A 15,264-nucleotide genomic window follows, 5' to 3' on the forward strand; every position below is an offset into this window, starting at 1 on the left:
CTCCCCAGTTGCCATTTTGACGAGTTTTCTCATTTATGATGCCTATCATGGGCGGCATAGGAGTAATCTGCAAATAATGGTGCTATGTTATTGATTAACTATGGGTGGCTAACTGCTTGATTTTAGCCGCTTCCCACTTCTGTACTAGGCCTGTCAGTCAGGTCAATTTGTGATGCCTTAAATTCTGCCTTTTTGTTTTCTTTTCATCAATTCAAACTTATCTGATGCTCCCCAGTTGCCATTTTGACGAGTTTTCTCATTTATGATGCCTATCATGGGCGGCATAGGAGTAATCTGCAAATAATGGTGCTATGTTATTAATTAACTATGGGTGGCTAACTGCTTTTATCCCCCACGCCGCAGGGGGCTCACATCAGCCCCAAGGGCATGGAATATGAACTCACGGATTGAGTAGCGATAACCTCCTCTCTCCGAAAGTAAAGAACAAGCCGTTACACGAGACCTTCGGCTCGTGAACTAGATCGTTAGCTCTACGAAAAAGGAGAATCTATGCAACAACTAGCGCTTATTCCACGCGTTGAAGAAGGAAGCATCATTCCGCAAAGAATTGGTGATGGCTATATAAGTGCAACGGCGCTATGTCAGTCCGTAGGTAAGCGTTATTCTGATTATCGAGCATTAAAATCAACAAATGATTTCATAGCTGAGCTAGTAAATCAGACAGGGCTGCAGGAAGCACAACTCATTCATGTTATTAGCGGTGGTAATCCAGGCTTACAGGGAACATGGGTTCATCCCTACCTTGCTATTAACTTGGCTCAGTGGCTATCGCCTAAGTTCGCGGTAAAAGTCTCTCAGTGGGTTGTAGAATGGCAACAAGGGTACGCCAAGGCAGTCATGCCCGTGCATATCGCAAGGTATATGCAAAACCGCGCGAAAGTTCCCTACACTCATTTCTCTATGCTTAATGAGCTTACTCTTAATCTGATTGCCCCATTGGAGCAGGCAGGGTACACCCTTCCTCAAGAGATGGTTCCTGATATTTCTGAAGGAAGATTATTTTGCAAATGGCTCAGAGAATCCAGAGGTATAGAGCCGAACGAATTTCCTACATATCCTCATGAATACCCCGATGGGCGAGTTGTGCAAGCAAAACTTTACCCTATTGAGCTATATGAGGATTTTAGACGGCATTTTAATGAGGTCTGGCTTCAGCAACATGCACCAAGATACTTTGGGCAGAGAGATCAACAAGCGTTGACATTCGTCACTACTCTATTGTTGCCGTCTGCATGAAGCTAACAATCCAATGCATGCGGAGCCAGCTACGGTGCGCAATTTTTGTGGTGTCGCTTCGCTCTTTTACCACAAAAATTGCTCCTCTCCGCCGGCCCGGTGATTGGGGCGTTAGCAATCAACATCTCATCATCATTAAGGAATTTATTTAGTAGATGAATGAACCAATAATAAAAGACCATCCAGGGAGAAAAGCATGCAAAAAGATAGTTTCCTTTTGTGAGTCATGGCTTATAAAGCATATTGTAAGACCTATATTTTTCTTGTTGCCGCCAAGCCTGTTAACAATGATTGCAGTAAGAAAAGGTATGCAAGCAGAGGTTGTACAATATGCTGGTCAAACGGTGGGTGAATTCCTTAATAATTCAGCATTACTTATTATTTTTTGTACCTATATTTATGTTGTATTAATGAAGGCTATGTATGCAGGCATTAAGAACTATGCGAAACCGGCAAAAGAATTAGAGGTTGGCGATTTATTTGCTTTATTAAAAGCTATCGATATTGTAGTTGGAGATAAAACCAAACGTGTAACCTCAGAGGTTAAGAGAGTTATCAATAGTAATAATGTAATTAACGAGCTAAATTTTTTACAGTCGACACGACCAGATCAGCAGATACCATTACTGATTGCTGGGCTAAGAAGTGTTTTTGAATATATGGATAAAGAAAAAACAGTATATCGTGTTGGCCTTCTACGCATCGAAAATGACAAGCCTGTTGACTGGTTTTCTTTTGATCCTGCATCATTGCCACCAAGAACAGAAGCACAAACATTAAGTGCTCCATCGAGCACCGTATCACAATGCATTAAAAATAAGTCATTGGTTATTGTTGAGGATATCCAAAAGGAACTCAATAAAAGAACTAAAAAAGAAAGACGATATATTAAAGGTAATACTCAAAAAACCGATGAAGGTTCGCAGCTATGCTACCCTTTGATACATCCAGCTACAGGAAAGGTTGAGTATGTTTTTACTATTGCAGGTAATCGCTCTGGCTGCTTGATTGAAAAGTACTCAGAATTATATGCTTGGGTAATACGACATTTTTCTGTTCGTATTTCGTTGGAGCACTGCCTACTTATTGTTAAGGAGAAGGCCGATGAGTCAACCAAAGAAGCAGCCTGAAAACAACGACGTAAAAGTTAAGTTTTCAGTAGATGCTACATCTAAAGAAGCTGCTAAAAAACTGGAATCTGAAAACTTCAAAAATAGCGTTGAGGAAGAGCTCGAATCAATCGCTAAAAAAAGTAAACATTCGAGCAATTGATTGCTAATCGGGTAGCCGGAGGTATCTAGCCTCCAGCCCCCACACCACCCTGCATGCGGCTCCGCACACGACTAAATGGATTTAGGAGGTAGGGCGAAGCAGGATGCCAGAGCCGAGGGCGGTTCATTTAGAGCGCCTAACCTGTTTTCTGGTTCGGATAGTGAACCGCGATCCATCCATCTCTCAGTGAATACAATCCTGCTTTCTTAAGATACTCATTACTCAGCGCTTGCTGTATTCCTGGTGTTTTCGAGCTCCGCCATGGACCTTTACTTGTGATCCCACAAGCAACGGCTGCTTGGATCCTGACGCCTCGTTTAAGTAAATTCTGCACCTTAGTCCGTGGTTTTCGCCACTGACGCCAGTAGCACATCCGTACTGGACGACGGATCCAATGGTCTAAATCGACACACCCTTGGTAAGCGTTGGCTATGCCAAAGTAATTGATCCAGCCTTGCATGTATTGACGCATTTTAAACAGCTGATAACTCATACTCACGCCCCAATTTCGGTTCGTTAGTCGCCTCATCTTTTGTTTGAAAATGTGTAATGTTTTAGCATGCCACTGGATCTTTCCGCGGTTAAAGGTAAAACCAAGGAACTTGCTTTGGCCTACCTTAACCACTTGGCTTTTCTGCTCATTAACGGCCAGTTTTAGCTTAGTGGCAAGGTATTGAGTAATACTCTTGAGTACCCGTGCACCTGCTACAGGCAATTGATAAACCATAAAGTCATGGTTTCAAATATCCTTTTAAATACCAAAGTCAGCTTGACGCTCAACAATTAAAGATGGGCGATTGACGCTATAAGCTCAAAAATCACCTTACAAATACACACTGGGCAAAACCAAATGCTTCACACCTCGCTGCGACAGCTGTGTGGCGAGCTGCTGGATATCGGCTTCGTGGCAGTTTGGCCAATGTGCCGCCTCGCCCGTAACGCCATGATGATGAAAGGCATTGAGTTTGATGCGCACCGACTCGGGTAGCTGGTTAAGGTAGTGGGACAGGGCAGCTATCTCGTGGTCGAAATCGCTAATGCCGGGAATATGCAGTAGGCGCACTTCGTACAACTTATTATGTTGGGCTAATAGGGTCAGTGACTGGAAAACCCTGTGGTTATCGCGTCCGGTGATGTAGTTGTGGGTCTCTTGCTGCCACGCTTTTAAATCGACCATAGCGCCGTCGAGATAGGGCAATAGTTTGTGCCAACCTGTGTGATTTAGGCTGCCGTTGGTGTCGAGCATACAGCTGAGGTGGCTAAGTTGCGGGCTGGCTTTTATCGCCTTAAATAACGCGATAACAAATGGCAGCTGTAAGCTGGCTTCGCCGCCGCTAACCGTGATGCCGTTGATAAAGGGTAGGTTAATGCGGATCTGCGCCAGTAACTGACCGACACTGTATTGCTGGGTTTTCGGGTTAGATTGTTTACTGCAGGCTGACAAACACGCATCACACTGGTTGCAGCGTTGGCTATCCCACACAATACGTGGTTTCACGCCGCTGCTATCTAAGGTGAGCGCCGCCTGTGGGCAGGCGGGAATGCAGTCGCCGCAATGATCGCAGGGCGTGATGGTGTGAGGATTATGACAGTTCTTACAGCTGTAATTACACCCCTGCAAAAAGATCACCAGTCGACTGCCCGGCCCGTCGACACAGGAGAAAGGCAAGATCTGGCTGACATTGGCCAATGGACTTGCCGATGATCGATGTACATTAGCTTCACGCTCTGTGGTTTTTCTGTCTGCTACTTTATCCACGGCTACCTTACTCATAACAGCTTTACTCACTGCCATTTTACTTACAGCGACTTCATCCACGGCTATCTTACTCACAACAGCTTTACTCACTGTAGCTGGGCGTGAGTTCAAGGGCGGCCACTCTCGGCTGACGCTTGAGTATGCCGGTATTCTGCGCTGCTTCGGCGCCTAGCCCTGTGGTGTTAGTGCGCGAGCCTTGCTGTTTAAAGGCGGCGATATCCGAGAGTTTTATCATGTAGCCGGTAACGCGAATTAAGTCGTTAGAGGCAACATTGGCGCTAAACTCACGAAAGCCTAAGTTGAATGCACCCTTGCAGAGTTGCAGCATGGCCTCTGGGTTTTGCTTCACGGTAGCATCTATGGTGAGAATATCGCTTATCCCTGAGGTGTAATATTGATGGTGCGGCGCTAACGCTTGAATATGTGCCACGGGATTGGGCTCGGTGCCATAGGGAATACGTACGCCGGGGGTGACATCCACATCGAGGCTGATACCGCTTTGCGAATGCAGTAGGGCGCGATCGTTATAACCGTAAGTCACGGGCGTCGATTTAACTATGGCATCTAAGGCTTTCGATATCCGGTAGCCCAGCTGGTTGGCGCCGTCGTGATGGCCGTAATGTTTACTGGGTTTGTCGCTCATCTGCTCAGATATGGGCGCATTGCCAAGCAGGATATCCACCGCCTCGGCCATGCCGTAAATGCCAAACATGGGGGCGAAACGCGACGGCTCAATAAGTCCCTCTTTTACCAAGAAGCTGTCGAAAAAATGCGACTCTTGATGGAGGAATTTAGCCCGTGCTTCGATGAGCTCATAGGCGAGGGCACAGTAGGTTGGCAGAGTATGTTCAAAGAAGGCATCAATGCTACTTGCCTGACTGGCCACCTGTTTTAGATTAATCCGGACCAAGGTATTGGCGCCGCCGGCGAGTGGCAGCGCGTTATAACAGCTGACAATGCCGAACCCTTTAGCGTCAAAGGCGCTGGCGTGCAGTGGGTAGTTGGCGATGTGGGGCTTATTACATTCACAAATATTGCTAGCTGCCATCAACAGCAGGTCATCGGGCGTGGTGGCCGGGTCGTACATAAAGGTCAAGTTAGGCACGACCTGTTTAAGCTCGGCATCGATTTTAAGCAGGGTGCGGCAAACGATATTATCGCTTGGGCCGATATTAACGTGCACAAAGGCGTCGGGCAGGGTGCGATCGAGCATGATCCACACGTTTTTCAGCTTGCGATATAAGGTTTGTTCATCAACGCCGTCAACGTAGGGCATGAGGAGTTCATCTAGCTGACCCAGATACACAGGCATATTAGTGACCGATGGCACATGATGATAGAGGATGATCAATGCGTTGATCGCTTCATCTAAATCTGTCGCGGCGGCGAGCTCTAAGTGGGCGGAGCCTTGGCGCAGAAATTTCGCATAATCGGGCAGCACATAGCGTGGTTTAAAGGGGGCGTGGCCTTCAAACATGTCGCAAATAATCCCCGCTTGCATGGCCGCGGTTACGGCATCGGACACAGCGACATAGGGCAAACTCGCTTCAGCCTCTAAGGCCAGATAGTTCGATTTTTGCTTGGGAGAGAGATGAGGGTCGCTAACTATGCTTGCCAGTGTATTGAGTAGGGTCATGATAGGTATCCACAGAAAGAGTATGGATATAATTTACGTGGTTCGCGTTTGGGCTAACAGTGAAAAACCGCTAATGGATCGTTTCCAATCTGGAAATCCGCAGGGTGATATCTTAGTTTTTATTGAAGGTGAGATCTCGATTGGCGCTGTGAGTTTGCAGGTAGGGCTTGATAACAACCAGGCCAAATCCCCCAAGATGAAAGGATTTGGCCATGGCTGAGTGAGATTAGAAGAAACCTAATGGGCTGGTCGAGTAGCTAACCAGCATGTTTTTGGTGTTTTGGTAGTGGGCTAGCATCATCTTATGGTTTTCTCGGCCGATGCCCGACTGCTTGTAACCACCAAAGGCCGCATGGGCTGGGTAGGCGTGGTAGCAGTTTATCCATACACGGCCAGCCTGTATGCCACGGCCCATACGTTGGGCGCGATTCATATCGCGGGTCCATACGCCGGCGCCTAAGCCAAACTGCGTATCATTGGCGATAGCCAGTGCCTCTGCTTCATCTTTAAAGGTGGTCATTGAAATAACCGGGCCAAAGATCTCCTCTTGGAACACGCGCATATTGTTGGTGCCTTTGAGGATGGTTGGATTAATATAAAAACCACTGCTCTGCTCACCGCTGAGCTGGCAAAGTTCACCGCCGATAATCACTTCGGCGCCTTCGTTGCGGCCGATGTCGATGTAGCTCAGAATTTTATCGAACTGCTCTTTAGAAGCTTGTGCGCCCACTTGGGTGTCGGTATCGAGTGGGTTGCCCTGCTTGATGGTTTTAGCTCGGGCGATAACCCGCTCGATAAACTTATCGTAAATCGATTCGGCCACCAATACCCGCGATGGACAGGTGCAGACTTCGCCTTGGTTAAAGAAGGCCAGTAACATGCCCTCGATCGCCTTATCTAGGTATTCATCTTCATGATCCATCACATCGGCAAAGAAGATGTTAGGTGATTTACCACCTAGCTCTACTGTCGATGGGATTAAGGATTCGGCGGCGCATTTTAAGATGTGGTGGCCTATTTGGGTCGAACCGGTAAAGGCCAATTTTGCAATGCGTGAGCTGGTGGCGAGTGCTTGGCCCGCTTCTTTACCAAAACCGTTAACTACGTTGAGCACACCTGCGGGAAGCAGATCTTCAATCAGCTCAAGCATCACTAAGATAGAGGCAGGTGTCTGCTCTGCAGGCTTAAGGACGATGCAGTTACCGGCGGCGAGTGCGGGGGCGATTTTCCATGCGGCCATCAGTAGGGGGAAGTTCCAAGGAATAATTTGCCCGACCACACCTAATGGCTCAGGAAAGTGGTAGGCAACCATGTTGTTATCAATGTCGGCCGCACTGCCTTCTTGGGCGCGAATACAGCCAGCAAAGTAGCGAAAGTGATCAACAAACAGCGGCAGATCGGCGTTCAGGGTTTCGCGCACCGCCTTACCGTTTTCCCAGGTTTCGGCTACCGCAAGGTATTCGATATTTTGCTCGACGCGATCGGCAATGCGCAGTAATACGTTTGAGCGTTCGGTCGCCGAGGTTTTGCCCCAAGCGTCTTTGGCGGCATGGGCGGCGTCGAGCGCTAATTCAATATCTCTTGCATCTGAGCGCGGCACTTGGCAAAACGCTTGGCCATCAACTGGCGAGCTGTTAGTAAAATATTCACCGCCGACAGGTGCGACCCATTTACCACCGATAAAGTTATCGTACTGGCTTTTGAATGTGACGAGTGAGTCGGCGCTACCAGGTTTTGTATAAATCATGCTGCTTCCTTGTATTGGTTTGAGTATTGGTTTGAGTCTTATTTCGTGCCGCCATCTTGTGCGCGGTTGTTATAGCGAGCGACTGACTTATTGCTCGATAAAACAGGGCTAAGCAGGTACTTGCCTGACGCTTGTGTGTCACTTACCTGCCTCTATTACATAGATCACGTTACAAGGTGCGCGCCAAACTGGCAGGAGTTGTGTTGATTGTTTTGTAACAGTATGATGAAAAGCTAATTTTTGATGTCTGAATGTGCGAGTTCCAGTAATAGGTAGCACTGGAAGGGTAGTCGCACTGTGACATAAGTGCACATCTGCTGTGCCAAAATGGAACACTGTTATGACGATTGCTCCACAGACAGAGGCTTGGTTATCTGACTCTTGGTCACGCAGCCAAGGTGCAGGATTATCAGAAACTCGGCTGCCACAAGCCGTGCGTTTAGAGAGCGATGCGCTCGCCGAACGTCACGAACTTTATCGCAAGTTAATCGCCCTCGTTGAGCAGCACGCCTTACCCTTGTTTCATCAATTAATGGCCCATACTCAGAGCCGTCTTATTTTGTCAGACAACGAAGGCTATGTGCTACGTCATTGGGGGGTGGCACAATATTCTAGTAAGCTAGCTAATGTGGCGCTGGATATCGGGGTCAATTGGCATGAACAGCACCGAGGCACTAACGCCATTGGTACGGCGCTAACCTCAAAACAAGCCGTGTCAGTGATTGGCGATCAGCACTTTATTCGTCAGCATCGCTTTATGAGCTGCACCGCCACGCCCATTTTTTCGCCCACGGGAGAGATGCTCGGCGCCATCGACATCACCAGCGAACAACAACGCCATAGTCAGCAGACTCTGCTGTTGATCGCCAGCTTAGCTCAGCAGGTTGAAACGGCGCTATTATGCCATCTTCCCGGTAGTCACTATCGTATTGACTTAGCTGAGCAAGCTTCGCTTATCGCCTCGGGGTGGCAAGGCATAGTAGTCGCTAATGCCGAGGGTAAAATTTTGGGCTGTAACCCTATGGCTCATAAACTGCTGCAGAGCGCCAAGGTAGGTGATGATATTCGTCAATATCTGGGGCAGCAATGGCATCGCCCTGAACAATTATTACAACATCAAAGTTTACACCTTAAGACCCAAGAGTTAGTGCCCAGCAGCCGTTCTCATCTGGTGAGTCAGCAGATAGGCGTGCGTTTTCGTGATCCACAATTGGAGCGCGCCTGGCAGCAGGCCAACAAGGTGGTTAAACGCAATATTCCGCTATTAGTGTGTGGCGAAACTGGGGTCGGTAAAGAGCAGTTTATTAAAAAGTTGCATCACCAGAGTAGCCGAAGCCAGCATCCATTAGTGGCGGTCAATTGCGCCGCCTTACCGAGCGAACTGGTGGAATCAGAGCTATTTGGTTATCAGGGGGGCGCGTTTACAGGCGCCAGTCGCAGTGGTTACTTGGGCAAGATCCGTCAAGCCGATGGCGGCTTTTTGTTTCTCGACGAAGTGGGTGAAATGCCCCTTGCGGCGCAAGCGCGCTTGTTGCGGGTATTGCAAGAGCGCGAGGTGGTGCCTGTGGGGAGTAATCACACCTTTAACGTCGATATTCAAGTGATTGCCGCCACCCATATGGATTTAGCGTCTCTGGTTGAGAAAGGCTTATTTAGGCAAGACTTATATTATCGACTCAATGGCCTGCAAGTAGAGCTCCCACCGCTGCGCGATCGTCTGGATAAGGCGCGGATCATCGATAAATTACACAAGCGTTATCGGGTGGCGCCGCAAGCATTATGCGCCGAACTGTTGGCGCGGCTGTTATGTTACGCTTGGCCGGGAAATTTGCGTCAGCTAGATAATGTGATGCAAGTGGCGTGTTTGTTGGCCGAGGGGGATGAGGTATTAGCGTGGCATCACCTGCCTGATCATATGCAGCAACAGTTGCGTGTGGCCGATCATCTATTGCCGATAGAGTCAGTGCTTGAAGAGAGTCAGTCAAAAGCGGGTCAATCCCTTAATGCCACCATTAATGCCAACGTCGCCGCCTTGTATCAGGAGTGTCAGGGCAATGTGAGTTTGTGCGCCAAACGTTTGGGGATCAGCCGTAATGCGCTGTACCGTAAATTAAAGGTCTTAGGGCTGAAGTGAACTTAGCCGCATGGCCTGATGTGAGCCAAATATGTGATTGACCGCGCTAAGCTAATATGATGTCAATGCGCCAGCTCACGAAGCTAACCATAGACAATGTCACCACTTGCTTGTGTGGCGTTATCACCATTAAGGTGAGTGCCAATGAGCTTGTACCATCAATAATCACTGATTTAAATCAGTTGGGAGAGAAGCATGTTTGATGCATTAGTGTTAACTCAGCAAGATAAAGTGACTCACGCCAGTGTGACGCAATTGAGCGAAGATCAGCTTCCCGCTGGCGATGTGGTGGTTGATGTTGCCTATTCGTCGCTTAATTATAAAGACGGCCTCGCGGTGACAGGCACTGGCAAAATTATCCGCCAGTTTCCTATGGTACCGGGCATCGATTTTGCGGGCGTGGTGAGTGAATCGGCAGATCCACGTTACCAAGTGGGTGATGAAGTGATTTTGACCGGTTGGGGCGTAGGGGAAAACCATTGGGGTGGAATGGCGCAAAAAGCGCGCGTCAACGCCGACTGGTTAGTCCCCATGCCTGCAGGGTGTGATGCCGCCAAAGCCATGATGATAGGCACGGCGGGGCTTACCGCCATGTTGTGTGTGCAGGCATTGCAACGCGCCGGAGTGACGCCAGATCAAGGTGACGTGCTCGTCACTGGCGCCAGTGGTGGTGTCGGCTCGGTTGCGGTGACCTTGCTTGCCAGCGCGGGTTATCGTGTGGTGGCCTGCAGTGGCCGCGTCGAAAAAAATGGCCCTATGCTCAAACAGTTGGGTGCGGCAGAGGTGATCGATCGCGCTGAGTTACAGCAAGATGCTAAACCCTTAGAGGCCCAGCGTTGGGCTGGTGTGGTCGACACCGTTGGCGATAAAATTTTAGCTAAAGCATTGGCGCAAATTCACTATGGCGGCGCCGCGGCCATCTGTGGTCTGGCGGGCGGATTTGCACTGCCCACCACTGTGATGCCCTTTATTTTGCGCGGGGTGAGCCTACTGGGTATCGACTCGGTCTCTTGCCCCTTTGAAAAACGCCAAGCCGCGTGGCAAGAGGTGATTGCGCGTTTACCTGAGCAGTTTTACCAGCAGGCCTGTCAGCAAGTGAGCCTAGCTCAAGTGCCAGAATTTGCCGATAAGATTGTTAAAGGGCAGGTGACAGGGCGAGTACTGGTTAAACTGTGATCTGCTAATGTGAGCAGAGCCAAGATGACGGTAGCTTAGGCAGTATTTTTAGCCCCGTATATTGAGTGGTCTTAGGGCCACTTTTTTTGTGATTACATCTTGGTAAATGCTTTAAATTCAATGGCTTATTTTTATGTTGTAACTATTGAACTTGGTCGCAATTTAGCCGCTTGGGGTGAGGGGCTGGTTTGATGTTCGCCGTTGACATAGGCATACTGTGGCGCTGCTGGAGTGCAGCATTAAAGATACGCTAAAGTTATTGTCCAATAGAATGACTATGTGTTGTTTGAATGGTATTAGTCATTGCATCAATGTAGGTAGTGAACACTGCATATATTGACCCAACGACTCGACATTAACTTGTGTTGTCACTCAATCTTAGCCTTTAATTTAATGAATTAGGCTAGCACAGCGACAGGTGATTTGACTCAGATTTGATGGTTTACCTTCATTACATTAACTCAGTAATTGATGGATATCACTTAGGCTGGTTAAATCAAAACTCCTCTTATGTAGTGCTCTCTACACAAACAAGTTGGTTGAATGATGAATATTTCCAAAGCATTACTGTTGGCGCTGTTAATGCCAACCTCACTCGTCATCACAGATGTACACGCAACGAGTGCTGAAGATGGCATTAAGGTCTCTGGTATTGTCAGAGTCAATTATGCTTACAAAGATTATGATGAAGCTTCTAAAGACAAGTTGGGTGATTTTACCTTCGATATGGCTGCCATTAAGTTTGACGGTAAGTTAGGCGATTGGGGACTAGCCAGCGAATACCGCTTTTTAGATGGCTGGAATATGTTGCGTTATGGCTATGGTTTTTATGATGTAAATCCACAATGGCAACTGCAATTGGGGGTCACTCAGGTGCCATTTGGTAACCCAGGGTTTATTTCAAATAGCTTTTGGTTTGGCGTGCCATATTACCTAGGTTTCGAAGATGATTATGATTTAGGGGTTAAGGCTGCCTATTCTAGCGGCGCGTGGAACACTGAAATGGCGTTCTTTAAAAATGCCGAATATGCCGCCAGCAACAATCAGCGTTACGCGACCGATCTGTATTCGGGGGTGGTTAATGGTACCGAATATTTTAACGAAGAGACCAACCAGCTTAATCTACGTCAGATGTATGAGATAACCTATGCCGGTGGTCAAACTCGCCTAGGTGGTTCAGTCGAATTCGGTCAAATCTATAACAGTAATACTGGCAATAATGGCGACCGTTATGCCATCGCATTGCATATGGAGAGCAGCTATAACGACTGGAACTTGCAACTGCAGGTGATGCAGTATGAATATGATGCTGCCGATGCGGTTGATAACAATAAGGTTGCGGTGTCGGTTTATAATTATCAGTATGAAATTGCTGCTAAAGCGCAAGCCTATAGCGTTAATATTGCCAAGACGCTAAATACCGGTTGGGGTAGCATTAAGTTGTATAATGACTTTGGCATGGTGACCCCAGATGTGGATGACGACAGCTATGACACCAGTTACCAAAATGTCACTGGCGTTGCCCTTGCAGCGGGTCCGACTTACACCATGATTGACTTTATTTTGGGTAAGAATATGTATGCCTCGACTCGCGATAACAGCCATGTTGGCTTGCCTGAGATGGGTGATAGCTGGGATAAGCGAGTGAATATTAACTTTGGTTACTATTTTTAAGTCTGAGTCTTGTGTCTTAAGATCTCAGCCATGAGCTGTAAGATCTTAAGACGCTAAACTCACTTTACTGTTAGCGGCTTAAAGCCCACTGCCAAGCTGTACTTGGTATGGGGCTTCTTATTTTATGGCTCACGCCAACCAGATGAATTTTAGGGTGGCTTTATCCTGTTTCACTATGACGTAGCGTGACGGCTGAGCTTAGTCATTATGCTTATCTAAGTTAGTCTCTTACACTGAGATTGCTTAACTTGGCTGTCGACACTGATGCCCCCCCCCCCCCCTTATGCGTGTTTTTTCTGCTTCCTCTCCATAGATAGCCAGTTTTGGAATCGGTTCCAAAATACCCACAAAGTAGTAGTTTTGAATAAATTTGAAGCTAGTTATTGTTTTAACAATGTTGTGAAGTTGTTTTAAAGGTAACTGTTGATTGACTCCCGTTTTGGAACTGGTTCCAGTCCTATTATTTTCTCGTCAATAAAACATAAAAAGGGTGATAACAGATGAGCAATATAGATCTGCTAGGACGCCGTAATTTCATTAAAGGTTTAGGTGCCGCTGCGGGTGTAGCAATGGCAGCGCCTGCAATGGCGGTTTCTGAGAAAGCTAACGGTGTGAAATGGGACAAAGAAGTTGAAGTACTGATCATAGGTTCAGGCTTTGCTGGCTTAGCGGCGGCGATTGAAGCCACCCGTAAGGGCGCAAAAGATGTCCATATCTTTGAAAAAATGTCTTACTTTGGTGGTAACTCAGCGATTAACGGTGGCTTATTTGCTGCTCCCGGTACGCCGATGCAGAAAAAAGAGGGCGTACAAGACTCTGTCGATCGTATGGTGGCTGATCAGTTAAAGTCTGGCCGCGGTATTGCCGATGAAGCATTGCTACGCCATGTGGCCTCTCATGCCGTTGAAGCCTTGCAGATGACCATCGATGCTGGCGCCGAATATCATCCGTACCTTCAGCAGCTCGGTGGTCATTCCGTTGCGCGAACCTATCAAACCACCGTGAGCTGCGGCGCGGGTATCACCCAACCACTTTACAAAGAGTGTCAACGTATTGGAGTTAACATTCATAACCGTTCTAAGTTTGAAGGGTTCTTGGTCGGTGATAAAGGTGAAGTGGTTGGCGTTAAAATGCGCCAGAACTATCACTTCGGTGAAGACCAACCCGGTGACGTGCTGAATATTCGTGCTAAGCGTGGCGTTATTATGGCCACAGGTGGCTTTGCGCAAAACGTTGACTTACGTATGGCGCAAGATCCAACACTGACCTCGGAAGTGGGTTGTACTAACGCACCGGGTGCGACGGGTGAGGGAATGTATGAAATGTTCCGTTTGGGCGCCATCCCTGTACATCTTGCCCACATCCAGTCTGGCCCATGGGCATCGCCCGACGAAGGTGGTTTTGGTTATGTGTCTAACTACTCTATCTATAACTTCCCGCATTCAATGGCGATTAACCGCCTAACGGGTAAGCGTTTCATGAATGAAATTGCCGACCGTAAGACCCGTGCCGATGCAGAACTGGCCTGTCGTGACGAGAAGGGCGATGCCTTACCACCAATTTTGATCACCAGCTATAAGGATTCTAAGCAGCATCCCAATACCAAGAAAGTGATCAAATACAACGTGGGTTGGAAGTTCGACACCATTGAAGAGCTAGCCAAACATTTTGACGTACCGTTAAAGCCGCTTAAAGCGCAAATTGAAGAGTACAACACCTACGTTAAGTCTGGCGAAGATAAGCAGTTCGGTAAGAACATGACCAAAGCCAAAGATAAGTTTATCGAGGCACCCTTTACCGTGGTTCGTCTATGGCCAAAAGTGCATTACTGCCAAGGTGGTGTGCAGGTTAATACTAAGGCTGAAGTTAAAGACAGCTTTACGGGTCAGCCTATCCCAGGTTTATATGCAGCGGGTGAGGTGTGTGGTGGTATTCACGGCGTGAGCCGTTTGGGTAGCTGCTCAATTCCTGAGTGTATGGTAATGGGTATGACAGCTGCACGCAGCATGATGCAAGCCTAAGTCGACCGGTAATTAAGAGGAATCAATAATGAAAAAGTTAACTATTGTACTCGCGCTGGTCTTAGGTGGCTTAGTGAGTCTGTCTGCTCAAGCGATTGAGCAGCGTGCTTGGCATAAAGAGGTGATCGGTAAAGATTGTAAGGTTTGTCATGACAAGGGGATTAAACAGTTCCCGTCTGATCAAGCCTGTTTACAGTGTCACGATGTGGACGATCTAGCCGAGCAAACCGCGCGAAGTGAAGAGGATAAGTGGCAGAATCCACATAATAACCTGCACTATGGTAAAGACCTACCTTGCCAAGAGTGTCATGGTGAGCATAAAGCGAAAAAGCCATTATGCAGCAATTGTCATACCTTCAAGTTTGATAAGCACCAAGAGTAATTTCCACCTCTAGGCCCATTGAAAAATGGGCCTATCTCCCATCTTATCTCCCTCTCTCTGGAATGGGATTTACTATTAATTAACGCGCTAATTATCCCTGCAATGATGTTATATCGGTAATTAACCTTACTTATCTATATATTTCACTATGCCTCTTAGCACTTCCCCTTCGCTAAGAGGTTTTTTATATATTTGACACCTAGTTT

At 47.6% G+C, this 15,264-nt stretch carries 13 protein-coding genes; 9 read left to right on the forward strand and 4 right to left on the reverse strand.

Annotation, left to right across the window (positions count from 1 at the left end):
• The first annotated feature begins 510 nt into the window (after positions 1 to 510).
• The 3 genes from DVO77_RS12030 (at position 511) to DVO77_RS12040 (ending at position 2,529) form a co-directional block, all read left to right on the forward strand.
• Positions 511 to 1,257: a KilA-N domain-containing protein gene (locus DVO77_RS12030; RefSeq protein WP_119978505.1), complete on the forward strand. Its 747-nt coding sequence runs from the start codon at positions 511 to 513 to the stop codon at positions 1,255 to 1,257.
• 155 nt (positions 1,258 to 1,412) lie between these two features.
• Positions 1,413 to 2,387, forward strand: coding sequence for a hypothetical protein (locus DVO77_RS12035; protein WP_119978506.1), 975 nt, complete (start codon positions 1,413 to 1,415; stop codon positions 2,385 to 2,387).
• Positions 2,362 to 2,529 (forward strand): ATPase, encoded by a 168-nt coding sequence (locus tag DVO77_RS12040; protein WP_119978507.1) that lies wholly within the window; start codon positions 2,362 to 2,364, stop codon positions 2,527 to 2,529. Before DVO77_RS12035 ends, DVO77_RS12040 begins: the two co-directional genes overlap by 26 nt.
• 136 nt (positions 2,530 to 2,665) lie before the next feature.
• On the opposite strand, the gene DVO77_RS12045 is transcribed toward DVO77_RS12040, so the two are convergent.
• The 3 genes from DVO77_RS12045 to DVO77_RS12055 form a co-directional block, all read right to left on the reverse strand.
• On the reverse strand, positions 2,666 to 3,244 hold the full coding sequence (locus tag DVO77_RS12045; protein ID WP_249038169.1) for a group II intron maturase-specific domain-containing protein: 579 nt from the start codon (positions 3,242 to 3,244) through the stop codon (positions 2,666 to 2,668).
• 108 nt (positions 3,245 to 3,352) lie between these two features.
• Positions 3,353 to 4,303 carry a YjjW family glycine radical enzyme activase gene (locus tag DVO77_RS12050; RefSeq protein ID WP_119978619.1) on the reverse strand — a complete coding sequence of 317 codons (951 nt, stop codon included), beginning with the start codon at positions 4,301 to 4,303 and terminating at the stop codon, positions 3,353 to 3,355.
• 67 nt (positions 4,304 to 4,370) lie between these two features.
• Complete coding sequence (locus DVO77_RS12055) at positions 4,371 to 5,924, reverse strand: YjjI family glycine radical enzyme (RefSeq protein WP_119978508.1); 1,554 nt, start codon at positions 5,922 to 5,924, stop codon at positions 4,371 to 4,373.
• 22 nt (positions 5,925 to 5,946) lie between these two features.
• Between DVO77_RS12055 and DVO77_RS12060 the strand changes: the two genes are divergently transcribed.
• On the forward strand, positions 5,947 to 6,144 hold the full coding sequence (locus DVO77_RS12060) for a hypothetical protein (RefSeq protein ID WP_162599201.1): 198 nt from the start codon (positions 5,947 to 5,949) through the stop codon (positions 6,142 to 6,144).
• 6 nt (positions 6,145 to 6,150) lie between these two features.
• On the opposite strand, the gene exaC is transcribed toward DVO77_RS12060, so the two are convergent.
• The gene (gene exaC / locus DVO77_RS12065; protein WP_110457776.1) at positions 6,151 to 7,671 is read right to left on the reverse strand and encodes an acetaldehyde dehydrogenase ExaC; all 1,521 of its coding nucleotides are present in this window, start codon (positions 7,669 to 7,671) and stop codon (positions 6,151 to 6,153) included.
• Between the two features lie 340 nt (positions 7,672 to 8,011).
• Here exaC and DVO77_RS12070 point away from each other — a divergent pair, with 340 nt between their 5' ends.
• From DVO77_RS12070 to ardB, 5 genes are all read left to right on the forward strand, one after another.
• Positions 8,012 to 9,805 (forward strand): sigma-54-dependent Fis family transcriptional regulator, encoded by a 1,794-nt coding sequence (locus tag DVO77_RS12070; protein ID WP_119978510.1) that lies wholly within the window; start codon positions 8,012 to 8,014, stop codon positions 9,803 to 9,805.
• Between the two features lie 195 nt (positions 9,806 to 10,000).
• Entirely contained in the window at positions 10,001 to 10,981 is a 981-nt protein-coding gene (acuI, locus tag DVO77_RS12075) for an acrylyl-CoA reductase (NADPH) (protein ID WP_119978511.1), read from the forward strand.
• Between the two features lie 543 nt (positions 10,982 to 11,524).
• Positions 11,525 to 12,655, forward strand: a complete 1,131-nt coding sequence (locus DVO77_RS12080) for a hypothetical protein (protein ID WP_119978512.1) — start codon at positions 11,525 to 11,527, stop codon at positions 12,653 to 12,655.
• A gap of 500 nt (positions 12,656 to 13,155) precedes the next feature.
• Complete coding sequence (ardA, locus tag DVO77_RS12085) at positions 13,156 to 14,676, forward strand: acrylate reductase flavoprotein subunit ArdA (protein WP_119978513.1); 1,521 nt, start codon at positions 13,156 to 13,158, stop codon at positions 14,674 to 14,676.
• Between the two features lie 28 nt (positions 14,677 to 14,704).
• On the forward strand, positions 14,705 to 15,058 hold the full coding sequence (gene ardB / locus DVO77_RS12090; protein ID WP_110457771.1) for an acrylate reductase cytochrome subunit ArdB: 354 nt from the start codon (positions 14,705 to 14,707) through the stop codon (positions 15,056 to 15,058).
• The last annotated feature ends 206 nt before the right edge of the window (positions 15,059 to 15,264 follow it).

This window comes from Shewanella algidipiscicola, from assembly GCF_003605125.1.
GTDB classification, from domain to species: Bacteria; Pseudomonadota; Gammaproteobacteria; order Enterobacterales; family Shewanellaceae; genus Shewanella; species Shewanella algidipiscicola.

Coding starts and splice junctions, on each gene's coding strand:
- DVO77_RS12030 (WP_119978505.1), top strand. CDS start 511: ATGCAACAACTAGCGCTTATTCCACGCGTTGAAGAAGGAAGCATCATT.
- DVO77_RS12035 (WP_119978506.1), top strand. CDS start 1,413: ATGAATGAACCAATAATAAAAGACCATCCAGGGAGAAAAGCATGCAAA.
- DVO77_RS12040 (WP_119978507.1), top strand. CDS start 2,362: ATGAGTCAACCAAAGAAGCAGCCTGAAAACAACGACGTAAAAGTTAAG.
- DVO77_RS12050 (WP_119978619.1), bottom strand. CDS start 4,303: ATGAGTAAGGTAGCCGTGGATAAAGTAGCAGACAGAAAAACCACAGAG.
- DVO77_RS12055 (WP_119978508.1), bottom strand. CDS start 5,924: ATGACCCTACTCAATACACTGGCAAGCATAGTTAGCGACCCTCATCTC.
- DVO77_RS12060 (WP_162599201.1), top strand. CDS start 5,947: ATGGATATAATTTACGTGGTTCGCGTTTGGGCTAACAGTGAAAAACCG.
- exaC (WP_110457776.1), bottom strand. CDS start 7,671: ATGATTTATACAAAACCTGGTAGCGCCGACTCACTCGTCACATTCAAA.
- DVO77_RS12070 (WP_119978510.1), top strand. CDS start 8,012: ATGACGATTGCTCCACAGACAGAGGCTTGGTTATCTGACTCTTGGTCA.
- acuI (WP_119978511.1), top strand. CDS start 10,001: ATGTTTGATGCATTAGTGTTAACTCAGCAAGATAAAGTGACTCACGCC.
- DVO77_RS12080 (WP_119978512.1), top strand. CDS start 11,525: ATGATGAATATTTCCAAAGCATTACTGTTGGCGCTGTTAATGCCAACC.
- ardA (WP_119978513.1), top strand. CDS start 13,156: ATGAGCAATATAGATCTGCTAGGACGCCGTAATTTCATTAAAGGTTTA.
- ardB (WP_110457771.1), top strand. CDS start 14,705: ATGAAAAAGTTAACTATTGTACTCGCGCTGGTCTTAGGTGGCTTAGTG.